This is a genomic window from Actinoalloteichus caeruleus DSM 43889 (assembly GCF_000429185.2).
In the GTDB taxonomy this organism is placed as follows: Bacteria; Actinomycetota; Actinomycetes; order Mycobacteriales; family Pseudonocardiaceae; genus Actinoalloteichus_B; species Actinoalloteichus_B caeruleus.
Genome location: NZ_AUBJ02000001.1, coordinates 4,024,281 through 4,048,606, shown reverse-complemented (window position 1 = coordinate 4,048,606; position 24,326 = coordinate 4,024,281). Strand labels below are relative to the sequence as shown.

Below are 24,326 nucleotides of genomic sequence, written 5' to 3'. Positions count from 1 at the left end.
GTGCTCGACCGGCGCAAACCAGCCCGGTCGGCGCGGATGGCACCCCGGTCGGTCGTGGCCGCGCCCGCTGACCACCACCTGACGCGGAACTCGCCGTCCTGGCTGAGCCGTACCCCCGGCTCGGATCAACCGGTGGGGCGGTCACCCGGCGCCGTCACCCTCGCCCACCACCAGGCAAAGCGTCCGCGATCGTGACCACCAGTGATGGCGAGCCGGAACACATCCAAGCGATTCGACTGCCAGGACACCCCTCACCCGAGTGGGACGGCGACCGGGCATCGGCGGGTCTGGGGTCAGCCCGCAGTGGGTCGCGGCGGCAGCCCGCAGTCGGCGATCACCCGCGTCATCGCCCGGTCGAACGCCGTCGAGGAGAAGTGCTCCCGGCAGATCTCCACCAGCTCCGCCTGCACGTCGGCCCACAGGACGTCGTCGGCGAGCAGCCGGTCGCAGGCCTCGACCAGCTCAACCGGCGACGAACCCACGAGGTGGCGGGCCAACACGCCGAGATGGAGCCCCTCCGCCCCCACCGGCGTCGTCACGAAGGGAAGCCCAGCGGCCATCGAGTCCACGAACTTGATCTTCACACCCGCGCCGTAGCGCATGGGGACGACGTGCACCCGGGAGCTCGCCAACCAGGGACGGGGATCGGGGACCTTGCCGGTGACCTCGATGTCGTCCCCCCGCAACGCCAGGACCGCCGGTGAGGGATCGGCGCCGATCACCCGGAGCCGCAGGCCGGGGTGGCGATCCCGCAGAGCGGGCAGCACGTCGCCGACCAGCTCGAGCACCGCCCGCTCGTTGGGGGTGCCGGGGGTCCCGTCGAACCCGCCGAAGAAGGCCAGCCCGTCCCGCCCCTCCAGGCCGGGGACCTCGACCACCGGTGGCGTCGGATAACAGGCCACCCTGATCGGCCGGTCGGGAGCGACCGACGCCGCCCACTCGGCTTCCTCCTCGCTCACGCAGACCCCGACATCGGCCCACGTGAACGCGGCCGTCTCCTGGTCCCGCAGCCGGGTCGCCTCCACCGCGAACCGGCGCCGCTCGTCCGAGTCCGTGGCCGTCTCGAAGTGCTGCTGCGGTCGGCGGTGGAACAGCGCCTCCGCGTCGTACACGCGCACGGCCTGCGGCTGGCTGCGGGAGATCGGCTCGCCGTGGCTGACGAAGTTGTGCGGCCGGAACGCCACGACCACGTCGTAGAGCCCCGCGCGTTCCCGACCCCACTCCTCGGGGTCGTCGACGCCCCACACCACCTCGACCCCGCGTGCCCGCAGCGCCGGGGCGCACTCCAGCGCCCGGTCGGGGAACACCGCCAGGTACGTCACCCGGCCCGCGGGGTGCGCGTCGATCCAGGCGTCGAGCACGGCCTGCGTTCGCGGGTCGCCGCGCCCCCGGTCGGCCTGCGGGACCCGGTCGTCGATGAGCAGCACCCGGTGCGGGGCCGGTCGGTCGCGCAACTGGATCTGCCGGTGCGGCGCCTCCTCCATGCCGATGCGCGCGGGCCGGTCGCGCAGCACGGAGGCCTGGCGCCGGCGGAACACACCGTGGTTGTGGCGCATGAGCTCGGCGGCCCGCTCGGACCCCGAACTGCCGTGCCGGACGTGCGTGACACGGGACGCGGGCTCCACCCAGGTCAGCCAACCGCGACGGCGGAGTTCCAGCGCCAGGTCGACGTCCTCGAAGTACGCGATCTCGTAGTCGGGGGAGAACCCGCCGGCGGCGAAGAAGGCCCGGCGGCGCATGAGCAGGCACGCGGCCGAGGCGTAGTCCACGACCCGGGGGAACAGGTCGTCGAGCTGGGCCCGCTCCGCGTCCCACGCCTGGCACCAACCGTCGCCGCCGACGACGCTGCCCGCCTCCTGGAGCTCCCCGTCCTGGCCGAGCAGCACCGGGGCGACCGCCGCCACGTCCGGGCGGCGGTCCAACACCGCGAGCAGCGGTTCCAACCAGCCTTCGGAGAGTTCGACGTCGGCGTTGAGGAAGCACACGAGCTCGGTGTCGGCCTGCCGCACCCCGAGGTTGCACCCGGCGCCGAACCCGAGGTTCTCCCGGAGCCGCAGGAGGGTGACCTCCGCCCGGTCGGTGAGACGTTCCTCCAACCAGTCCGCCGTCCCGTCCGGCGAGGCGCTGTCGACCACGACGACCCGGTAGGGGACGGTGGTGTGCTTGCGCAGGCTGTCCAGGCAGTTCATGACGAGGTCGCCACCACCGTGGCTGACCATGACGAAGGTGACGGCCCTCGTCGCCGGCACGTCGACGGCGGGGCCGGTCACGAGTCCCGAACCTTCCCGTAGGCGTCCCGCAGCGGCCGGGTCCACCGCACGAGCTTGGTGTGCTGCCAGGCCTCCAGCTCACGCCGGAGCTCCGCTTCCCTGGCCGCGGCCGCGGCGTGCGCGGCGCGTTCCGCCGCCAGCTCGTCCCGGACCTGGTCGGTCTCGCCCCGGGCTTCGCGGGTCCGCCGCCAGGCGGCGGTGAGGGCCTCCACCAGTTCGCCGCGCTCCGCGAGCAACCGTTGCCGCAGCCGGGAGTTGGCCTCGCGCAGCGCGGTGTTCTCGGCGGCGAGCTCCACCGCCCGGCGGTCCAGGTGGCCGCCCCGTCGCGCCAGGGTCTCCTCGGCGATGAGGGCGACCGCGTCGAAGTGCTCGTCCAACCGTCGGCGGGCCACGGCGGCGGGGCTGGGCCCGTCGCCGGGAGCGAGAGCGGCGCGCACGGCCGAGGGAAGACCGCCCAGGGTCGGGGCGACCTGTTCGGGCCGCCCGAACTCGCGGATCACCGGGCTGTCCTCGCCCTCGGGATCGAACAACACCCAGGGCGTGTCCAGGCCCGCCGCGGCGGCCGCGGTGTGTTCGTCACCCGCGACGACCAGGGACGCCCCCGCGAGGACGGCGAGGCGGTCCTCGACGACCAGACCGGCGGGAAGCCGGTACGCCTCACCCGAGGGCGTGTCCACCAACCAGCCCGCCCCGTCGGCCACCTCGGGTCCGGTGGGGAGGACGACGACCGGGGGCACCGCTCCCGGCCGACCGGCCGAGGCCAACGCCCGCCGGAGCCGCCCGGTGAGCCGCTCGACCAGCTCCGGCCCAGCCGAGCCGGGGACCGCGCCCGGCAGCACCACGTAGCCGTCGTCCGCCGGCAGCCGCCCGAGCTGGCGGAGCTGGCGGCGCAGCGAGGTCATGGCCTCGTCGTCCAGCCACCGGCCGGCGAGGACCCCGGGGTGGGGGAGGACGACGGGGTCGAGTTCCACGGCCGGGTCGAGGCGCCTCGCCGCGGTGAGGAGGCGCGTCCTGGACCGCCGGTCGCGGACGGCGCAACGAGGTTGCCGGGCGGCCGCCCGCACGACCTCCTCGGACGGGAACGAGGAGACGCGCACCCCGGACCACACCACGGGATGGTCGGTCTCGAGGTCGGCGCCAAGGCCTCGGTCCAGCAAGGCGGCGGCGCCCTCGGCGCGGTCGTCCCCGTACCGCGCCGCGAGGGTGCCCGGCCGACCGGCCAACGGGAACGACGGCGCGACGAGCGTGAGCGTGGTCGCCTCGGCCAGTCGGCGGCGACGGCCGTCGTCCGACGGCCCGAGCGGTTCCGCGGTTTCGGTGACGGCGGTGCTGGGGGAGGCGTTCCAGCCCAGTGGCGCGAGCGTGGTGATCCGCCAGCCCGACAGGCGGGCTCCGATCTCCGCACGCACCAGCCAGGGCAGCAGCTGGTCACCGAGACCGGCCGTGTCCGAACTGGACCAGAGGGCGGCCGCTCCTACCACTGGTGGACTCGAAGGATCTGGCACGCCCGCACTGTATCCAAGCCGCCGCGACCGGCGTCCCCGAACCGGGTAATGCCCGTCCAGGAGTGACCAGCCCGCGATCGCGGCATCCCGCCGACGGCGGCGTGACCGGAAATCCATCGGGTACGCACCATTCCTGATCGTTCCGGGGGGCCGGACCAGCCGGCGACACCGGAGGCGCGAGGGAGGACGAGGTCCGCGGGTACGCATCCCCCACCCGCCCAGGGGGACGGCCCCGAGGCCAGTCTATCGGGGGAGGGCGGCCCGCCGGGCGGTTCGGAGCGGAACCTGTGGATGGCGGGCCTCCCGCGCACGAACCCGAACCGGGTCCGTCCGGACGCCACCGGACCGTGCCCGGGACGGGTCCCGGCGCACGCGGACCCGGAGAGCGCGGCCCGTACCTCGGGTGTCGTCCCCGCGCATCCCGCTGGCCGTGTCCGTCGGCCGGTGGCCGCCGCGCGCCGGAGCGGAGTGGCGAACCGCCCCACACCGCCCGTCGGCCGCTGGCATACCGACATTCGGGTGGTGCCCGACGGACAGGGGTTGGCAACGAGTTGTCCCGGGGGCAATCTGTAGTACCTCCCGATGCACATCCTCCCGATGTTGTGAGGTCCTGCGATGCGGGTCAGCTCCACGCTGAAGGAAACACCCCCTCCCCGGTCCGCGCACGACACCCGGGGTCGCCCCGGTCCCGAGGGGCCCGTCCCGCCGCGCCGGGTGGACGAGCGACGTCGACGACCCTGGCCCGACGCCGGCACCGACGAACAACCGGCCTCGCGCCCCAGTCCACGCGTCATCCCAGCAAGGTGCCGCGTGCTCTGACCTTCTGTTGCGAAGCGGGCGGCCTCTGACGGGCGGCGTCGGGGGCCGCTCGCGCCTGTGCTGGCCCGGCTGCCCCGGGCGGCTCGAACCCGGCCCCGCCCCGGGCGTCACCACCCACCCAGATCCCACCGGCCTCAAGGGGACCCCGCGCAGTTACCGTCCACGGGGTCCAGCCTGCCCTCGGCGTCCGGCCTGTCCACCTGCGGCGGTGGCGCCGGGAACGCCGAGTGGTCGGGCGCGGCGGGCGGCGTCGCCTCGCCCGGGGAGGCAGCGAAACCCTGTTCGGGACCGATCCCGGGAATCGGGCAGGGGGGAGCCGTTCCGTGGTGATCGGAGGACGGCGGCTCGGTGGGTGGTGGCGGGGCCACCCCGGAGGGGGTGAACCCTCCTCCCGGTACGCCCCCTGGAACAGGACCCAGTTCCGTGACCAGAGTGAAGGCACCGACGAGGACGAGGGCGCTACCGGCCGCGCTCCCCGCGATCCTCCACGCCCTCCGACGCCGCAACACCCGGTGGCCACGGAGGACGACATCCTTCGCCTCCGTTCGCAGCGGGGGTCCCTCGTCATCGGTCCAGTCGGAGAACAGCGACCGGGCGTGATGGGCCGCGGCGTCCTCACCTCTCATGGTCGCCTCCGGTCGCTGATCGCGGCGAGTTCGGGGAAGTGGCCTGAAAGCTGCGAGCGAAGTCTCGCCAGCGCGCGACCGACATGGCTCTTCACCGCTCCCTGGGAGCAGCCGAGGACCCTCGCTGTCTCGGCGACGCTCAGGTCGTTCCAGTACCGGAGAACCAGCACGGCGCGTTGTCGCGCCGGGAGGGTGGCCAGCACCGACCTCAGGATCATTCGATGCTCCGCCTCATCGCCGGGGTGGACGGTGTTGTCGGGGACCTCGGTGGTGGATCGTTCCCGCCGGCGCCACAGCCGTCGGTTCTCGTCCAGGAACGTGCGTACCAGCACTCGTCGCGTGTAGCCGTCGAGCAGGTCGCGGTTCGCCAGCCTTGGCCAGGCGAGGTACACCTTCAGCATCGCCGTCTGGAGCAGGTCCTCCGCGCGCTGCCAGTCGCCGCAGAGCAGGTAGGCGGTTGCCCGCACTCCCCGCGACGCCTCCGTGAAGTAGCGGCTGAACTCGCTGTCCCGGGTCGCGCGGTTGTTCTCTCCTACCATCGCTACTCCGGTCGGGAGCAGGGCCGGGACCAGCCCGCCCCGGAGCGGAGCGGGCCGGTCGTCGGCCTGGGCGGTGCCTCCGGTCATCAGGAGGCGGGACGCCCGTGGTCTGGAGCCTGCGAGGGCGACACCGCCGCCTCGCTGACCGAGGACGAGTGCCTGGGTGCGGGGGGTGCGGGGAATGCGGGTTCGGGAGTGGGTGCGGGGGGTGCGGGGAATGCGGGTTCGGGAGTGGGTGCGGGGAATGCGGGTTCGGGAGTGGGTGCGGGGGGTGCGGGTTGGGCCACCGGCGGCGTCGAGCTGGTCGCCTGAGGTGAGTCGGCCAGGGCGAGACCCCCGCCCCCACCGAGAACCAGCACGGCGATCCCGGTTCCCAGAAGCAGGCGAACACGGCCCGCGCTCGTCAACCGAGCACGCATGGCATCTCCTTCGGGTTGCGCTCCACCCATTGGCGGAGTCTTCGCCGAGTGGCAGGGGTCAGCCGCCGCGAACGGTTTACCCCTCGAAGGAAATGTGACTTGTATAACTAATTGCTGAGTGCTCATCCGGCCGCCCAGGAGACGTCCTCAGTGCACCAACCGGACCGCCGCTGACTGCTCGGACGGCGTGACCGTGACCAGGTAGCGGTCGGGACCGGGCCTGCCGAGAGCCACCCACTCCCGGTAGGCCGCCTCGACCTCGTTCCACAGGTCACGCGGTCCGTCCTGCCTGACCTCACTCGTGCCCGGTCGGCCGTCGTAACGAACCCGGGCCCAGGACCGCGTGACCGCGTCCACCAGCAGGAGGGTGTGGGGAGCACCCCGGTCACGCGGAGGGGCGTGCCGCCAGCCGCAACCGGGCACCCGAACCCCGACCGCCCACCGCGCTTCCCAGGTCCCCGCGACCCGCCACGGTTCCAGCCCGGTACGGCTGAACCGCCCACCGGTCAGGCCGGTGAGCACCGACGGGGACACCACCGCGGGCCGGTGCTGGCGGAGCGGGAGCGCGTCCACCACGCCGAGCACCCGTCCGACCGCTCGGTCGTCCCCTGTCACGTCGAACCTCACCAGGGCGGCCGCCCCGGCGAACTCGCTCCGCACCGGGGCCACCACGGTTCCCCCGGTCCGGGTCTGCGCCACCCACGTCCACGGGAAGCCCCCGAGTCGCACGGCGGCCGTGGACACCACCCGGTCGAAGGGTGCGCCGCCCGGGTCGCCGGCCGCTCCGTCCCCGCACACGACCCGGACCGAGAAGCCGTGCTCGGCCAGTGAGACCCTGGCGACCCCCGCCAGCACCCTGTCGACCTCCACCGACACCACGTTCTCCGAACCGAGCCGGGCTGCCAGCAGCGCCGTGCCGTACCCGGTGCCGGTGCCGATCTCCAGCACCCGGTTGCCCTCCTGGACGTCGAGGGCTTCCAGGACGCGGAGCAACAGGTCGGGGCGGGATGTCGAACTCGTGCAGTGCCGGCCGGTGCTGTCGGGCCACACGGTGTTCCCGTCGTCGAACTGCGTCAGCACGGGCGAGTTCGTGTAGACGGCGTCGTACCAGGCCGCCGGGTCGGCCTCCCGGTCAACCGGGCGTCTGCGCCCCGCCCCGTCGTCAATCCAGATCCGAGGGGGGACGAACCACTCCCGGCGGACCGAGGTGAACGCCGACCGCCAGGCCGAGCAGAGAAGACCGTGTTCCGCCAGTTCCGCGGCAAGCCGCTCTGTCCTCGTCATCGCCCGCCGATGTCCCGTCGTTCGCTGGAAGCGCCGTGGACGTCCGTCGTTCGCCGCCGCCCGGGACGTGAGGCTCCAGGGGCGCCCGCTGCGCGGGAGGTGACGAACCACCCTGCGAGTATCGGTCCGGTCGCTGGAGATCCGCTGAACCGCGACTGGATGCCGCTTCCAGCGGGTCGCCGCCGCGCCCAACCGGGAAGGTGATCCAGGCGTGGCAGGCAACTGGGCGCGTGCGGTGCGCGTCTTGTGGTTGTCGACGGTTCTCCAGTGCGAGGCGGGTGACTGCCTCGTGGAAGGACGGGAATGGCAAACCGACTGCTCTACCTGGTACGGCATGGCGAGTCACGTGACGACGAACTCACCCCGGTTGGCTGGCAACAGGCCGAGTTGCTCGGCGCCCGGTTGCGGGACGTGCCCTTCCACGCGATCCACCACAGCACCGCGACCCGGGCGGTCCAGACCCTGGACGCGCTCACCAAGTACCTGCCGGACGCGCCCGTCTACCCCTCCGACCTCCTGCGTGAGTTCATCCCGTCGATCCCGGATCCGGAGGAGCTGACACCGGCCCAGGCGGAGTTCTTCGAGAGCTTCCCCCAGGAGGTCCTGGACCGGGAGGGGCCGGCGCAGGCGACGGCCGCCCTGGCCCGCTACGGCGGCATCCCCCGAAGGGCGAAGGACGACATCCGGGAGTTGGTCGTCAGCCACGGCAACGTGATCAGGTGGTTCACGAGTGAGGCCCTGGGCGCGGCCGAGTCGACCTGGCTGAACATGATCGACTACAACTGCTCGCTCACCGTGCTGCTCTACCGGTCGGGGCGGGCCCCGGCCGTGGTCACCTACAACGACGTCGGACACCTGCCTCCCCAGTTGCGCGGCACCGAGTACCCGCAGGAGTGGCGGATCTGACGGCCGCACGAGGCGTGCCCGTCCTCCCGTGGACTCGCCGACGCCGACCCCGACCCCGTCGGTCGGGCTGGGCCGGCCACCCGGGCCCTCACCCCAGCTGGTCGGTGACCCGAGGGGTGGGAGGCGCCGTCCGCAGGTCTGTTTCACGTGAAACCGGCGATCCCCCGGCGGCCCGGGTCCCGTTCGATCGCCCGATTGGTCGGCGGGGCCCTTCGGCCCCTGCGTGCGGCGGCCCGCTCCGCGAGCGCGCTCGGGGGCGAGTGGCGACCAGGTACGGCCGGGTCGGGGGAACGGGTGCTCGCCGTCGGATTGGCGCGACCGCCCCATGCCGGGCAGGCGGACCCGCCCCGGACCGGTACCTCCGGAGTTCCGGTTTTCCCCGACGTCCTGCGCCATCACCGCGTGACGGTACGGCCACCGAGCCCTCCTGGTGTCGGGGAGCGGGGTTGGGCGTGTGGGGTGGTGCCCGGGCCGGGAAGCGTGGGGTGCTCCCGCGTCGACCATCCGGTGTGGAGATCGTTCCTCTCCAGCGGGACGCGATTTCGACTCGGCTCGCGCCGAACCGATCCAGAATTCTGGACGCCCCTCGAAGTGTCACTCTCCGTCGACCAATTCCACCTGTATGGGTGGACTCTCTGGAGTGACGGGGGTAGAGGTGACACAGAACCACGGCGAGCATTTAAGGTCTGTGCCCGTGGAACAGCGACGGCTTGGTGAGTCCGGTTTGACCGTGAGTGCCGTCGGCCTCGGCTGCAACAACCTCGGACGGCCCGGAACCGTGACGGAGAGCCTGGCCGGCGCCCGGTCCGTGGTGGACACGGCATTGGAGATGGGCATCACCTTCTTCGACGTCGCGGACGTCTACGGAGCCCCGAGGGGGCGGAGCGAGGAACTGCTCGGGCAGGCCCTGTCCGGACGTCGCGAGTACGCCGTGGTCGCGACGAAGTTCGGGATGGACATGCAGGGGTTGAACGGCCCCGACTTCGGGTCCCGGGGCTCTCGCCGCTATGTGCGCCGGGCCGTGGAGTCGTCCCTGCGCAGGCTGAACACTGAGTGGATTGATCTCTACCAGTTACACAGACCGGATCCGGCTACCCCTGTCGAGGAAACCCTTTCGGTGCTGGACGACCTCGTCCGCGAGGGGAAGATCCGGTACGTCGGTCACTGCAACCTCGCCGGCTGGCAACTCGCCGACGCCGCGTGGATCGCCAACACCGCCAAGTTGACCGCGCCCGTCGCCGCGCAGAACCACTACTCCCTGCTGGAGCGCGAGGCCGAGCGTGAGGTCGTGCCGGTGTGCGAACGGTTCGGGGTCGGCCTGGTTCCGTACTTCCCGCTGGCCAACGGACTGCTCACGGGCAAGTACGACCGCGACACCCCACCGCCACCCGGGAGCAGGCTCGCGGGGCGGCGGAGGTTGTTGGCGGAGGCCCCCTGGGATCGCATCGACCGCCTGCGGGACTTCGCCGCCCAGCGCAACCTCAGCCTGACCGATGTCGCGATCGGTTGGCTGGCCGCCCAGCCGACCGTCTCCACCGTGATCGCGGGGGCCACCAGTCCCGAGCAGGTCAAGGCGAACGCCGTCGCCGGCACGTGGCAACCCACGCTGGAGGACCTCGTCGAGATCGACGCGATCTGCCCGCCGGGATCACGGTGACGCCAAGTCCCGCCCGACGGTGCCCTCCAGGGGCTACTCGGTAGTAAGTTCCTGCTGGGACTGTTCGGACGGGTCAACGGAGACCCGATGACGGCGAGGGAGTACGGATGCAGATCACGGGCAGTGCGGCCATCGTGACCGGGGGAGCCTCCGGCCTGGGCGGGGCTACCGCGCGGGCACTGGCCGAGGCGGGCGCCAAGGTCTTCGTGCTGGACCTGCCGGCCGCCCTGGAACGTGCCGAGGACGTCGACGGGGTCGAGCGGATCGCGGCCGACGTCACCAGCGCCGAGCAGGTGTCGGCGGCGATCGGCAGGGCGGTCGACTCGGGAGCGCCCCTGCGGTTCGCCGTCAACTGCGCCGGCATCGGCAACGCGGGGCGCATCCTGAGCAGGAAGGGCGTGCACGACCTGGAGCTCTTCCGGCGCGTCGTCGAGGTCAACCTGATCGGAACGTTCAACGTCACCAGGCTCGCCGCCGAGCAGATCGCCAGGACGGAGCCGGTGGACGAGGCCGGACAGCGTGGCGTCGTGATCAACACGGCGTCCGTCGCCGCCTTCGACGGTCAGGTCGGGCAGGCGGCGTACTCGGCGTCGAAGGGTGGAGTGGCCGGCCTGACGCTGCCGGCGGCCAGGGACCTCGCGTCCTCGGGCATCCGGGTCATGACGATCGCCCCCGGAATCCTGGACACCCCGATGATGGCCGGCGTGACCGAGGAGTTCCGGAAGAACCTGGCGGCGAACGTACCCTTCCCGCAACGCTTCGGCCGGCCCGAGGAGTACGCCAGGTTGGCACTGTCCATCATCGACCAGGACTACCTCAACGGCGAGGTGATCCGCCTCGACGGTTCGCTGCGGATGCCGCCGCGCTGAGCAGCGGGCACGCCGGGCGCCTCGTTCGCCGGGCGCCCGGTGCCCGCCCCGGCCCCACCACCGCCGCCGCTCCACACAGGGGAGGGCCAGCGCCGCCGCCCGCGCCGCCCGCGCCGGCCACGGCGCCACGCCGGCCCGGCCCTCGAGCCGGCACGAGGGTGTGGCCCACCCGCTCGAGATCCAGGGATGCGCACGACGCCTTCCCCAGCCATCGCCCCGCCTCGTGCGTGCTCCCGCCGGGGCCGGCCAGCCGTGGCTCCTCCTCCCCAGCGGACTCCGGACCGGGCGGAACGTCGACCGCGCCGCACCACACGCGGCGAACCGGTGCCCCTCGCCACGGGACCCAGGCCCGCCGGAGCGAGGAGCGGCAGCTCACCTCGCTCGCCAGCACGACACCCCGATGCGGCCATTCGGGTGGTGTCGGCGAATTCGGGTTTCGCCGCTCCCGCACGGGGAATTCCGCTACCAACGGAGACAGACCACCGTGGACGGCAGGATCGGCGAGGCCGTCATCAGGGACACGCGGGGGTGGTACGGCGTGTGGGGAACGGGCGCCACGCATACCCCCACCCTCCCTGGGGGGCAGCCCCGTGGCCAGTCTAGGAGAGCGGGGGCGCGCGGTACCACCACCGCCAGGTCCCCTGTGGACATGAGTGGCGCTGTGGACGACTCGCCGGCCTCGGGAGCCGTCGACTCGACGCCCCCGTCCCGCGCTGGTACTCCGGAAGCGGACCACGGACCCAACCCGCGTTCCCGAGTTCACCGCCGGCCACCACGAACCAGCCTCGCGACCGAGGAGCACTCCGAGGTCGGCTGAGGCACGGGCCGGCCGCCGTACCCCCCTGTCCACGGCGGCCGGGTCGCCCGTCCCGCTCCGCCAGCCTCCCCCCGGCGGAGCGGGACGTTCCACGTCGGTCCCCGGTTCACCCGTCGCGCGTCAGCGCGGGACGAACCGCCGGCTGGCACCGAGCGGGGGGCGCCGGGTCCCCGCGCTGCGCGGACCGGTGCCAGCCGGCGGAGACGCTCAGTCCAACGGTTCCGGAGGGCGAGGGGCCGCCCGCCGTGCCGATCGCGTCACCGCCCGCCGGCGCAGGGCGGAACCGAGCAGCAACCGGTCCACCCCGGCCACCTGACCCGGCTGCTTCCTGCTCCGCTGCAACAAGGACAGCACGCCACCCGCGCCCCGGTCGGCACCCGCCAACCGCACCAGTTGGGCGCGTGTCCGTTCGTCCAGCTCGTTGCGGAACCTGACCAGGAGCGTGCCGGCGAACTGGGCCAGCGCCGGGAGGTGGTTGGCGGCGCCCACGTCGAGCAGTTCGCGTTGGGCGTCGGTGAGCCGCCCGAAGACGCCCAACGAGGACAGCACCAGCCTGAGGTCGCTGGCGGGCAGCACGGCGTCGAGGTCCTCCTCCCGCCGGCCGGACACGTTCGCGTCGTGCTGCCGGTACGACTGCAGCGGCCGGTCCACGAAGGCGATCCGCCCGGTGGCCAGCGCGCACAACGCGGTCCAGTGATCGTGGAACGCGACGGTGTGGCGGGGCGGGAACGGCAGCACACCGTCCCGGACCAGCTCCGCCCTGACCAGTGATGCGCCACCGGTCACCGTGTTCAACAGCAGCAGCGAGGCCAGGTCCTCCCACTGGTTGCGGCGCCTGTTCCAGAAGGAGTCCGCGAAGACCGTCCCAGCCTGGTCCACCAGGCGCATGTCCGCGTAGGCCAGGGCCACGCCCGGGTCCTCCAGCTCCGCGAGCAGCACCTGGAGCTTGTCGCTGTCCCACACGTCGTCCTGGTCGCACATGGCGACGGCGTCGGCGTCGGCGGGGACCAGGCTCAGGGCCCGCTCGAAGTTCCGGTAGAAGCCGACGTTCTCGTCGTGTTCCACCAGCACGAACCGCTCGTCCCCTCCGATCAGCTCCCGGATGGACGCCCGGGCCGCCGGGGAGGAGGCGTCGTCGGCGATCACGCACACCCAGTTCTGGTGGGTCTGGGCGCGGAGGGAGTCGAACTGTTCGGCGAGGAAACCGGGTTCGGGTTCGTAGGTGGCCATCGCCACGACCACTCGCGACCCGGCGGGGACCGGCCACTCGACCCGCACCGGTCGGATCCCGGTGCCGGGGGCCACCCGCAGCTCCGGCAGGTCCCGGTACAGCCGACTACCGTCGGCCAGTTCGACCCGCAGGCACAACTGGTAGGACGCCGGCGCGGTGATCGGGGCCAGCGGGACGGACACCAGCAGCCCGGTGTTCTCGGAGACGGGGACACCGGCCGCGCCCAGCGCGCTGTGCACGTCGGGGCGGGAGTAACCGTAGTTGACCGGGTGTTCCCGGCCGTCCACCAGCAGTGAGACCCGGCGGATCGGGAGGTCGGCGTGGGCCACCCAGCCCGACAACTCCACCACCTGACCCCGGCCCACCCGCACCGGTTCGTCCGGTACCCGGACGTCCCAGTGCAGGGCGGCGTCCCGTGCCGCCCTCGTCTGCTTGCGGATGCGGGTCGCGGCGAGCTGCGCCGCCGGCGGTAAGTAGCCGTGCAACCGGCGTAACACGCCGTCCGGCTCCTCCCCGCCACGACCGAGGACCAGGTCGCGCGTCCCTCGCACCGCCCGCAGCGCCGGCCACACGTAGCGGTGACCGAGGCTGACCAGACCGGCCGACTCCAGCTTGTCCAGCCGGGACCTGGTGCGCGCCAGCCGCTGCCTCGCCTCGGTCTCGGCCGCCAACAGCCGCTCGTTCTCCGCGTAGGCGGCACTCGCCTCGCGAACCGTGTCGGACAGTTCGGCCAGCGCGGTGGCGAACCGCTGGTCGAGCTGCGCGGCCCGCTCCTGGACCTGGTCGAGCTGCTGGGTGGCCTCGGCCAGCCGGTGCAGCAGGGCCTCCCGGTCCTCCTCGACGCGTTCGAGGTGGTTCTCCAGCTCGCCGAGCTCACGGCGGAACTCGTCCCGCAACTGCGCCAGCTCGGTACGCGTGCGGTCCAGGTCACCGTCGCTGGCGGCCAGCCGCCGGTGCGCCTCCTCGAAGTCGGCCAGCAGCTTGCGGTGGGCGTCGAGCGTCGCGCGCACACCCGGCAGCCCACCCGCGACGGACCAGACCGGAACCGGTGCCGTCGCCGAGGTCTCCTGTTCGAGCGGGGCGGAAGCCGGGGGACGCGGCCCGCTCACGACCTCCTGGAAGCCCTCCTCCGCGGCGAGCAGCTCGAACCACCGCTCGTCGAGCACGGACGTCAGGTCGACCAGGCCGCACAGCTCCGCCAGCACGTCCCGGATGCTCGCGCCATGCCCCCAGGGGTGGGCGGAGCCGGTGGCGGTGATCTCCCTGGCGAACTCCAACAAGGCGCGCAACAACGCCAGTTCGGCATCGACACCGGTGCCCGCCACCCACTCGCGGTCGATGCGGTGCGCGCCCCCGTCGTCGGCGATGATGAAGTTGCCCGGGTGGACGTCGAGGAAGTCGGCGGGGAGCACCGGCTTCCCCGGGTGGCCGGGCAGGTACGGGTGGCGGGGGTCGGAGTCGGCCAGTTCCCGGGCGTTGTGCAGGATGGCGTCGCGCCACCCCCGCAACAGGATCGTCGTCTGCTTCAGGTTCCCCGAGTTCAGGCTGTCCAGGATGTGCCGGTCCAGCGGTGCGCCCGTCAGCCACGGTTCCTCGCCGCTCTCCCGCTGCCGCAGCCACCGGGGTGCCTGGCCGCCGTCCGCGGTCCGGTCCGCGTGCGGGCGCAGGCCGGCGGCGTCCGGCACCGGGCGGAGCACCAGGTCGGTGTCCAGGCGGCGCACCCGCCGCCACTCCGGCAGGCGGCCCATCGTCACGATCCAGCCGAGGGCCGGGTCGACCAGCCTGGCCAGCGCCTCCTCCGACCTGGCGGCCAACACCAGGAAACTGGGGGCCGTGGCCGCGCCGAAACCCTCGGCGGCCGCCATGCGGTGCAGCGAGCGGGCCGGGGCGGCCACCTCGCCACCCCCGAAGGCACCCAACAGCGGGTGGCGCACGAGCTTGTCCGCCAGGTCCGAGGCTCCCCGCCCCGCGTAGGCGCGTTCGTCCAGGATCACCCGGGGGAGTTTGTAGTCCGGGAACGGCAGCAGCCAGCGCTGGGCGGACAGCCCGGCCGAGCGCAACATGTCGCCGAGGACCCTGCGAGTCCAGGTTCGCGGTCCTCGCCCCTCCCCGGGGAAACCCGCGGCCGGGTAGTCGGCGAGGCCCAGGTAGGAACGGTCGTGGTGCGGTTCTGGTTGACCCAGGAGGTAGCCGAGACCGAGCTGGTTCTCGATCGCGAGGGCCAGCACGCCGTCCTCGGCGAGCGCGGCCGCCGTCGCCCGGAGCAGGTCGGGCGGCGGGGTGCCCTGGTGGACCGCGTGTTCCACCAGGCCGCACAGGACGGCGAGGTCGGCGGTGCCCTCCTGGCCCTCGGCCGCGAGAGCGGACACCACGTCGCCCTGGACCACCCGCGCGCCGTCGAGGTCGCGGCAGCGTTCCTCGGCCGCCTCGGCCCGGGGGGCCTCGCCCTCGATCCCGAGCACGTCCAACCCGGCCTCGGCCAGGGCCCTGGTCAGCACACCCGATCCGCACCCGAGGTCGAGGGCGCGCATCCCCGGGCGGAGACGCAGCGGTGCCAGCAGCCCGACCCGTTGCGGGTGCAGGTGGTACGCCGTCTCCCAGCTCGTGACACCGGCCGCCAGTTCCGGTGAGCCGGCGCTCACGTCCCGGGCGTTCCGGAGGATCGTCAGCACCTCGTCCTCGGCGCCGTCCGCGTACTCGATGCCGTCTCGCACGTGTCCCTCAGCCTCTGCTCGCCGTTCCGTCGGTCACGCGGTGCGTCCCGCCACGTGTGGCGCCTCGCCCCACTCGCCGGGCGACCACCCGGCGAGTCGATCTTGACTGTGCTGGGTGGTCGGCCGACGGGCAGGGGTGGTCACTCCGGAGCGTGTTCGGTCGTCTGCTCCCGCAACAGGGCGAGGAACGCCTCCCGGGCCGCCTCCTCGTCGGGACCGAACGCCTCGACGCGGATCACGGCGCCGCCGGCGACGTAGTGGGCCCGGAAGGTGTGGATCGGGTTCTCCGCGTCCTCGGGGGGCGACAGGTAGCGGCCACGCACGCCGTTGGGCAGGTCGCCGAACTCGTTGTGCCCGGCCTGGCCGTAGAACTGGTCGACGGCGTCGAGGAGTTCCCCGGCGTTGCCGTCGGCCTGGAAGGCCCAGATGCCCCGGATCAACTCGGTCTCGTTGTGCTTGCGGACCAGCCCGAGCACCGAGGTGCCGCCGTTGTCGGCGAGCAGCTGAGCCTCGGCACCGTCCGGGAGGTTGCGGTCGATCGCCTCCTGGATGGGCAGCTCGGCCTTGGCGATGACCTCCTCACCGGGGAGTTCCACGTAGTCGGCCAGCGGACCCTCCGGGGCGACCCTCGGTGGGGGCGGAGGGGAGGACGGGGTGGGGGGCGGCTCGCTGCTGGCGACCACCGGCGGGTTCGGCTGCTCGTTCTCGCTCGGTCCCGCCTGTTGCTGGGAGCCGAAGCCGAGGAAGTAGATCAGCGCGCCCACCGCGGCGGCGAGGACGACGACCGCCGCGACGATGCCGATGATCCGTCCCTTGCCGGACTCCTTCGGTTCGGCGGAGAAGTCGGGCTCGACACCGCCCTGGGTCCACACCGAGGGGGAGCCGAACTCGGGTGGCAGGTCGCCGCTGGCCCACGGTGGCGTCGCCTGCTGTCCCGCCCACTGGGGTGGCGGCATTCCCGGCGGGCCCTGGTGGCCCCGGACGATCTGGGTCTGGTCCGGGTTGTGGGCACCCGCCGGGTTGCGCACCACCTGGGTGCTGTCCGGTGAACCGCCGGGCTTGGCTCCGCCGGGCACGACCTGGGTGCTGTCCGGGTCCGAGGGCGGCGCCAGCTGCCCCGGCCGGAACACCTGGGTGCTCTCGCTGCCGTTGTCGCCGCCAGCCGCGCCACCGTTCTGGCCGCCCGGCACTGGCTGTTGCCCGGACCGCACCACCTGGGTGTGCTCGCCGCCGGTGTTGTTGTCCCCCCACCGGAACGGCGGTGGGAACGGGTTGCCGTCGCCGCCCTGGGCCGCCGCCGGCTGGCCCTGACCCGGGGTGTTCGGCGCGGACCCACCGTGCTGCGCCTGGCCGCCGGCGCCCTTCAACAGGTTGTCGCGGCGGGCCCGGTACTCGTCAGCGGAGATGTGGCCAGCGGCGAGTGCCGTGTCCAGTTGTTGCAGATCCTCTTGCAAGGACATCCGCCGTGCCTCCCCTGTGCCTGCTTTCCGTCCGCCTGACCGCCGGGACCGGAGGCACCTCGGGGCGCGTCCGGGTATCCCGCGAATCAGGTACAGCACGCGGTGGGCGGGGACCGGCCCGTGCCCGCCAACAGCGTGAACGTCGTCGTGATCGAACCCAGATCGAGAACCATTGCAGAGTAGTGCACGGGGAACCCGCGCCGACCACTCTTCACCAGCTTGGCATGTGTCCGCGCTCCCCTAGCCCCCGGGCGTCCCGCCGGCCCCGTCGACGTCCGCCTCGTCGTCGGTGCCCGCCACCACCTCGTACAGGGAGCCGCCGCGGGCGACGAGCACCCTCCCCTCCAGCAGGCCGGCGGCGGCCACCGCCTGGAACCCGGCGCCGGGCTCCGAGGTGGGCAGGTTGTCCACCAGGTCCGGGCGGTTGAGACCCGTCATGCCGCCGCCGATGACGGTGCCCGAGGTGTCCACGACGAGGACGCAGTCGGCGCGGACGCCGTCCACCAGCGCCCACCCGGAGATCTCCGCGTCCCCCTCGACGGGGCCGGTCTCCAGGTAGCCGGCGGTCTCGGTGTCGTGGTCGGGGTGGGCCAGTTCCCGGACCGAAGCCAGGTCGACGCGGTCCCCCAGCTCCGGGCCCCCGCAGCCCAGGGTGAACCCGTCGTGGAACGGGTAGGCCCCGGTCGCCGCGAACGCGGGAACGTCGTCGGGGTTCATCTTGAGCCCGACCAGCGTCTCGTGCGCGCCCACCTGCGCCGCCACGGCGAGCAGCGGAACCGCGCGCAGCTCGTTGCGGACCTTCTGGCCCTGGGTGCTGCCCGCGACGAAGGCGACGACCCCGAGCGCGGTGGCGAGCGCGACGGCCCTGGCGACGGGGACGCGCGGGCGGAGGAGGACGAACAGGGTGACGAGGGCGATCCAGGTCAGGGCCGGGATGATCGCGTAGCGGGCCGACTGGCCGATGTCGACACCCAGGCTGACCCGGCTGCTGCCGACCATCGCGGCGACCAGCGCGGCGTGCAGGGCCAGGCCCACCCAACCGGCGGACTCGGCCGCCCGCCGACCCGGCGTCCCGGTGGTGACCTCACCGCTGGCCGTGGGGGGCGCGGCGGCCAACCGGGCCCGGACCACCACGGTGACCGAGACGGCGACCCCGACCAGCCCGGCGAGGCCGGCGAGCGTGGCCAGGTCCACGGACTGGATCGCGAAGATCTGCCCCATCGTCGCGCTGATCAACATCAGGTACACGTCGATGGCGGGGGCGTCGGCCGGGGGCACCGAGGATCCACCGGGCATGGTGAGGAACGCCACGACCACCGCGCCCAGCGCCACCAGCGGGGTCCAGATCCGCCAGGCCGCGTCCCGCCGCAGCCACGCCACCAGTGCGATGGCCAGCCACACGGGGAACGCCGCGCCGTGCCCGAGGGAGCCGAGCAACGCCAACAGGACCGCGGCGACGGTACGGCCCCGGTGCGCCGCGGCCAGCGCCAGGACGGCCGGCGCGAAACCCGACAGCCAGTGGGCCCCGCTCATGGACATCGCGTAGAACTCGAGGATCGCGGGGGAGAAGAGCAGCAGCGAGAACGTCGCCAACAACCCGGCGCGCAGCGTCGCGGGGAGGCGCCGGGGCAACATCGTCCACAGGGCACCCAACATCGCCACCGACGCGACGACGTTCAGCACGCCCACCAGCTGGTTGGAACCACCGAACAGGACGGCGTCCACGTAGAACAGCAGGCCGGTCACCACGATCGGGTGCTGGTTGTACAGCTCGAACAGGCCGGCTGGGGCCAGGGCCCCCGTGCCGTCGATGACCTTCGACAGGATCGTCCAGTAGTCCCCGTAGTGCATGGGCGGGGCGCGGAACACCTCGACGAGGATGAACAGGACGGGCAGGGCGGCCAGGACAAGCAACGCGATCACGGCGGCGCGTGGTCCTCCGCCCGGTTGCCGCGCCACCGGTCGCGTCTGGTCCTCGGACGCGGTCCCGTGCGTGGCGGTGTCGCTGGTGGGGCTGGCGGAACGTGCGGGCATCGTCGCCTTTCCGGGGGGCGGCTCGCGGCCTCAGCGCGGGCAGCCGGGAAGCGGAGCGGGCGGGCCGGCGGTCGACGACGCGACCGCCGGCCCGTGCCGTCAGTCGACGGGCAGTGCGTCCAGCACCGAGTTCAGGGTGTTCTGGAACTCGGTCACCAGGACCAGTTCGTCCTCCTCGCCCTGCCGGGCGCCTCCGACGCGGATGGTCAGGTCACCGGAGGTGTAGACAGCGCGGTACACGTCGAGGCCGTCGGTGTTGGAACGCATGATCGTGACCGACTCGGGGATGCCGTCGAGGGTGACGACCTCCATCTCCTGGATGGCCTGGACGTCGACGAGGGCGTCGGCGACCGCGGTGGCCCCGTCCGGCCCGGCGGTCTCGAAGGCCAGCACGGTGTGGGAGGTGCCCGCGTCGTTGCTGCCCGAGTACACCAGCTGCTCGGTGCCGTTCTCGGTGAGCGAACCCAGCGTCGTCTCCCCGTACAGGCCCAGGTCCACGCCCTGCTGCGGGGTGAGCAGCCCGCTGTTCCCGTCGGGACCGCCCGGGAGGGTGGGCAGGATGTCGGGGCCGAACTCGGGGGGCGTCGCCGGCGGCGCGTCCTGCTGGTCACCGCCCGGGTTCTCCGACTCGCTGGCGGTCGCGCCGGTGTCGCGGAGGACGAACCACCACACGCCGGCCCCGACGGCGGCCAGTCCGATGACGGCGGCGGCGATGATCGCGACCAGCTTGCCCTTCCCGCCGCCCGAGGACGACTTGGCCCCGTCGAAGGACTCCGGGCCCGAGTACCAGCCCTGACCGGGAGGCGGTGGGAAGTTCTGGTCGCCGCCCCACGGGGGAGCGCCGTTCGCCCCCTGCGGGGGAGGTCCGCCGGCGGTGACCGCCGGCACCACCTGGGTGCGTTCGGTGTCGTTGGCCAGGGCCTGCGCGGAGTTCTGCTGGGGGAAGTTCCGCCCCGAGGGGAAGGCCTGTTCGATCGGCGAGTGGGGGCTGTTGGCGGAGAACGCCCCGGGGGTCCACCCGCCGGCCTGCGGGCTGGACGCCGACGCCAGGATCTCGTCCCGTTGCCTGCGGTGCTCCTCGGCGCTGATCTGCCCGCCGGCCAACGCCGCGTCGAGCTGCTGTAACTGTTCTTGCCAGGTCATCCCAGCGTCTCCTCGCTCCGGGGCCGGAGGTCACCGGCTGCCGCGGTTTCGGTTGTGCGCCCTGGGCGCCGCGCTGCCCCGCCAGCGTCGCAAAGGGTACCCGCCCGGGCCAGGCGTCTCGTGTTGTCAGGTTCCGGTTCGCTCCGGCACCGCGGCTCGCGCCCGTCCGAAGCGTTCGCGCCGCCGGTACCAGCGGTACACGGGAACCTCGACCAGGCGGTAGACCAGTTCGGACACGACGACGACCGCCGCCACGGTCACCGCCAGGGCCACGAACAGGCTGGTTCTCGGTGTGAGCAGGCCGAGGAGCGTGTAGGCCACCGGAATGTGGGTCAAGAATACTGAATAGGTCCGCTTGGCGGCAGTGGCTATCCAGGACGACCGGACGAGTCGTCCCCTGGCCCCCATCATCAGCACTGTGATGACCACCACGAGCACCAGGGTTCGGGCGTGGGCCTCACCTGCGGGAATTCCCTCGTTGGTCAAACCGGCGCGAACAAACAGCAGGAATTGCAGAATCCCGAAAACCGTGCCGAGCACAACGGGGAGCAGGCCGCTTCTGACGAGTGACACCAACTGGCCGAGGAAAACGACCGGCAGAAACGTGATGACCGTGCGCAGCTGGGCGGTGGCCAGGTTGTCCGTCGTGTTCACCAGGGACAGCAGCACCGACACCGCGGTGACCGCGAGGGCCGGCGGTAACCACGGGTGCCGTCGGCCGAGGGGGATGGTGGCGGCGACGAAGAGGTAGAAGGTGAACTGGACGAGGAGGGTCCAGGCCACGGCGACCAGGGTGAACCACTGGCCGTCGAAGAAGTTGACGAGGAACAGGTTCGCCCACAGGTCGCCCAGGGACAGTTCGGGCCGGTGCAGGACCCAGCTGGTCTGGTACAGCAGCCAGGCGAGGGTGACGGTCAGCCACAGGGCGGGCAGGAGCCGGAAGGCCCGGCGCAGCAGGAACTGCCCCGGGGTTTCCTTCGTCGCCACGTAGGTGATGACGAACCCGCTGATCACCAGGAACGTGCCGACGCCGGTGAAACCCATCAGGTTGTTCAGCCGGAGCGGTTCGACGACGGTGGTGTCGAGGAAACCCCGCACGTTCCAGTCGTGGTCGTAGGCGGCGAGCCAACCGGCGATGTGCCCGTACGCGACCAGGACGGCGGCCACCACCCGCATCAGGTCGAAACCGTGCAGGTAGTCCAGCCTGCCCGGAACCCTGATCGGCAGGGTGGGGGCGTCGAGCGCGTTCACCCTGCGCGCCGGGCTCTGGTCACCAGGTGGCACAGCTCGGCGGCTCCGCACAGCAGGGCCACGGCCAACGGCAACGCCACGGCCGGGGGCAGGGCCGCGGTGAGGAGGTCGGTGGCGGCGAACCCGACGACGCCGAGCAACACCAACAACCACTCGCTGCGGGAGGACAGCCAGCGGGCGGGGGCGGATCTCGCCACGGCCTGGGAGACCGGGCCGGCGCACTGCACGGCGACCAGGAAGAACAGCACGGCGAACACCGTGGTCAGCGGGTACCACCAGTTGTCGAGTTCCGGGTAGGCCGGTTCGGCCAGGGCCACCACCGCCCAGCAACCCGTGCCGAGCAGGACCCCCACCCAGGTCGGCATGCCGTTGTCGCGGCAGCTCCAGACGATCTGGCCGAGGATGACCAGGGGGAGGAAGCTGGCCACCACGCCGAGCCTCGCCAGCTCGGGCACCGCGAGACCCAGCCAGACCAGCAGACCGGTGGCGGCGAGCTGACAGCCCAGCGGCACCCAGTGCGCCCCGGCCCGCAGCGGCGCCGACGCGGCGGCCATGGCGAGGGCCAGGATGGCCAGCAGCGGCACCCAGGCGAGCGGGACCAGCCGGATCGCGTCCCCGACCAGGTGGGGGGCCCACACCAGGTTGCCGAGGTAGTCGGCGACGCTGACCTCCCCGGCATCCGGTGCCACCCACACCGTCGCGCCGACCAGCAGCGCCGCGGCCGCCAACACCACCGCGACCGCCACCGGCAGGTAGAGGCGGAGCGCGGCCAGCCCGAGCCGCCCCGGGGACCGCTCCGCGGCGGACATCCCGGCCGCCTGGTAGCCGAAGGCGAGCAGGAGCAGCATGACGCCGAGGACCCCGAAGTCCTCCCCGATGCCCAGCGGCCGGTTCAGCCACTCGCGGACGGTGTCGACCAGCCAGAGGGACTCACCGCTGCGGGACGTCCACAACCCCACGAGGAACCCGTACACGACGAGGACCGTGGCGGCCGCGCGCACCACCACGATCGGCGAGGTGACGCCGGCACCGGCTGGCGGTGGTGCCACCGGGGTGGGCGGCGTCGGGGTGTTGGTCTGGTTCATCGCCATCAGCCAGCCTGGGGGTCGTCGGCGGGGAAGTCCTGGCACTGTCGGTCCAACAACGTCGTGAACCGGTCCGCGACGGCGGTCCGGTCCGTGCCGTAGGCCTCGACCCGGACGACGCGGTGGCCGACCAGGTAGTGGGCCCGGTAGGTGACCTGCTCGGTGATCGCCGGATCGTCGAGCACCTGGAGTCGCACATTGTCGTGCTCGGCGGGGGTCGACCGGTAGCCGGCTCCCCGGTAGAGGCCGGTGATCTCCGCGAGCAGGTCCGCCGGGTCGTGCTCGGTGCTCACGGTGAACAGGGACAACCCGGTGGTGGTGTCGGTCTCCGGGTCCCGCGTGATGTGGAAGTCCGCCTGGACCAGGCCACCCTCCACGAGGAGGTCGAACTCCTCGGGCGGCAGCACGGTGTTGTCGTCCAGCTCGGCCTCCGTCAGCCGCTGCTCCACGAGGACCTCACCCTCGGGCTCGGTCATCGGGGTGGGTTCCAGGAGAGCTTCGGGACGGCGCGGGTCGAGGTCGACGGGCTGGGGGATGCGTTCCTTCGCCTCCTCCACCGCGGGGTCGGCTCCCCACCCCCACACCAGGATCGCGGCGGCGGCCACCACGGCCAGTGCCGTGAGGGTGACGGCCTGCCCGATCCACCCCGGCCGGCGGCGCGGCGGGTCCGGCGGCGTCGGCGCGGGCAGCCGAGGTGGCCGGCCCCGCGGCGGCTCGACGGGACTGCCGGGTGGCGGCGGCGGTGTTCGGGGACCGGCGCCTGGCGCTGGTGGCATCATCACCCCTGATACTGCAAGATGGCCGGTCCTCCGCGCAGCCGGTCCCTGGTTCCGGTGCGACACCGTCCGTACAGTGGGCGCCATGACGTGGTTCGGTCAGCGTGTGAGCACCCCGGTCGACGCCGCGTCCGCCCTGCCCGGGCGGGCGGAGGCGATGGCGGTGCACGAGTGGCACGCGGTGTGGCCGGAACGGCGCATCACCCCGCCGTTCCCGGCGGGGATGGCGACGGCCGTGTTCGGCATGGGCTGCTTCTGGGGAGCGGAGCGCACCTTCTGGCGCACCCCCGGGGTGTGGTCGACGGCGGTCGGCTACGCGGGCGGCAGCACCCCCAACCCCACCTACGAGGAGGTGTGCTCCGGGCTCACCGGGCACACCGAGGCGGTGCTGGTGGTGTTCGACCCGGCCGAGGTGTCCTACGCCGAGCTGCTGCGGGTCTTCTGGGAGGGGCACGACCCGACGCAGGGAATGCGGCAGGGCAACGACGTGGGCACCCAGTACCGGTCGGCCGTGTACACCACCGGCGACGCGCAGCGGGCCGAGGCGCTGGCCAGCAGGGACGAGTACCAGCGCGCGCTCTCCCAGGCGGGCCACGGCACCATCACCACGGAGATCGAACCGCTGCGGGACTTCTACTACGCGGAGACCTACCACCAGCAGTACCTGTCCGAGGGGAAGAACCCGAACGGCTACTGCGGTATCGGCGGCACCGGGGTGAGCTGCCCGGTCGGCCTGGCCACCGGCGACGCCTGAGACGAGCGCCCTACCAGGCGACGGCTCTCCCGACGCGGTGGAGCCGGGTCGCGCCGGTCAGGCCGTGACCGACCTCCGAGGAGCGGGGGCGGGATGGTGGACCACCCGGGGCGCTGACGGGCGGTCGGTCGGTGGGCTGGCCGCGGGTTCGGGTGGAGGCAGCGCGG

At 72.8% G+C, this 24,326-nt stretch carries 15 protein-coding genes; 4 read left to right on the top strand and 11 right to left on the bottom strand.

Going from position 1 to position 24,326, the window contains the following annotated elements; translation table 11 throughout:
- Positions 1-293 precede the first annotated feature (293 nt).
- The 4 genes from G443_RS15975 to G443_RS15960 form a co-directional block, all read right to left on the bottom strand.
- A complete protein-coding gene (locus G443_RS15975; RefSeq protein ID WP_026417813.1) occupies positions 294-2,270 on the bottom strand; it encodes a glycosyltransferase in 1,977 nt (658 codons plus the stop codon).
- Entirely contained in the window at positions 2,267-3,775 is a 1,509-nt protein-coding gene (locus G443_RS15970) for an amino acid adenylation domain-containing protein (RefSeq protein WP_155886045.1), read from the bottom strand. Before G443_RS15970 ends, G443_RS15975 begins: the two co-directional genes overlap by 4 nt.
- Before the next feature lie 1,441 nt (positions 3,776-5,216).
- Complete coding sequence (locus tag G443_RS15965) at positions 5,217-5,846, bottom strand: SigE family RNA polymerase sigma factor (RefSeq protein ID WP_081715266.1); 630 nt, start codon at positions 5,844-5,846, stop codon at positions 5,217-5,219.
- 479 nt (positions 5,847-6,325) lie between these two features.
- Complete coding sequence (locus G443_RS15960) at positions 6,326-7,462, bottom strand: methyltransferase domain-containing protein (protein WP_051313535.1); 1,137 nt, start codon at positions 7,460-7,462, stop codon at positions 6,326-6,328.
- Between the two features lie 303 nt (positions 7,463-7,765).
- Between G443_RS15960 and G443_RS15955 the strand changes: the two genes are divergently transcribed.
- From G443_RS15955 to G443_RS15945, 3 genes are all read left to right on the top strand, one after another.
- Complete coding sequence (locus G443_RS15955; RefSeq protein WP_026417808.1) at positions 7,766-8,368, top strand: histidine phosphatase family protein; 603 nt, start codon at positions 7,766-7,768, stop codon at positions 8,366-8,368.
- Positions 8,369-9,062: 694 nt separating this feature from the next.
- On the top strand, positions 9,063-10,025 hold the full coding sequence (locus tag G443_RS15950) for an aldo/keto reductase (RefSeq protein WP_026417807.1): 963 nt from the start codon (positions 9,063-9,065) through the stop codon (positions 10,023-10,025).
- A gap of 107 nt (positions 10,026-10,132) precedes the next feature.
- Positions 10,133-10,894, top strand: a complete 762-nt coding sequence (locus G443_RS15945) for an SDR family NAD(P)-dependent oxidoreductase (RefSeq protein WP_026417806.1) — start codon at positions 10,133-10,135, stop codon at positions 10,892-10,894.
- A 1,024-nt stretch (positions 10,895-11,918) separates the two neighbouring features.
- On the opposite strand, the gene G443_RS15940 is transcribed toward G443_RS15945, so the two are convergent.
- The 7 genes from G443_RS15940 to G443_RS15910 all read right to left on the bottom strand — a co-directional run bounded on the left by G443_RS15940 (position 11,919) and on the right by G443_RS15910 (position 23,405).
- Positions 11,919-15,656: a glycosyltransferase gene (locus tag G443_RS15940; protein WP_026417805.1), complete on the bottom strand. Its 3,738-nt coding sequence runs from the start codon at positions 15,654-15,656 to the stop codon at positions 11,919-11,921.
- Positions 15,657-15,796: 140 nt separating this feature from the next.
- Positions 15,797-17,116 carry an HPr family phosphocarrier protein gene (locus G443_RS15935; protein ID WP_026417804.1) on the bottom strand — a complete coding sequence of 440 codons (1,320 nt, stop codon included), beginning with the start codon at positions 17,114-17,116 and terminating at the stop codon, positions 15,797-15,799.
- A 240-nt stretch (positions 17,117-17,356) separates the two neighbouring features.
- The gene (locus G443_RS15930; RefSeq protein WP_026417803.1) at positions 17,357-19,150 is read right to left on the bottom strand and encodes a hypothetical protein; all 1,794 of its coding nucleotides are present in this window, start codon (positions 19,148-19,150) and stop codon (positions 17,357-17,359) included.
- Positions 19,151-19,249: 99 nt separating this feature from the next.
- Positions 19,250-20,293 (bottom strand): hypothetical protein, encoded by a 1,044-nt coding sequence (locus tag G443_RS15925; protein ID WP_026417802.1) that lies wholly within the window; start codon positions 20,291-20,293, stop codon positions 19,250-19,252.
- A 126-nt stretch (positions 20,294-20,419) separates the two neighbouring features.
- Positions 20,420-21,577 (bottom strand): acyltransferase family protein, encoded by a 1,158-nt coding sequence (locus G443_RS15920; RefSeq protein ID WP_030104739.1) that lies wholly within the window; start codon positions 21,575-21,577, stop codon positions 20,420-20,422.
- Positions 21,541-22,629 carry a hypothetical protein gene (locus tag G443_RS15915; protein WP_155886044.1) on the bottom strand — a complete coding sequence of 363 codons (1,089 nt, stop codon included), beginning with the start codon at positions 22,627-22,629 and terminating at the stop codon, positions 21,541-21,543. Before G443_RS15915 ends, G443_RS15920 begins: the two co-directional genes overlap by 37 nt.
- Before the next feature lie 5 nt (positions 22,630-22,634).
- Positions 22,635-23,405 (bottom strand): hypothetical protein, encoded by a 771-nt coding sequence (locus G443_RS15910; protein ID WP_155886043.1) that lies wholly within the window; start codon positions 23,403-23,405, stop codon positions 22,635-22,637.
- Positions 23,406-23,490: 85 nt separating this feature from the next.
- On the opposite strand from G443_RS15910, the gene msrA reads away from it, so the two are divergent.
- Positions 23,491-24,159, top strand: coding sequence for a peptide-methionine (S)-S-oxide reductase MsrA (gene msrA / locus G443_RS15905; RefSeq protein WP_026417798.1), 669 nt, complete (start codon positions 23,491-23,493; stop codon positions 24,157-24,159).
- Positions 24,160-24,326 lie beyond the last annotated feature (167 nt).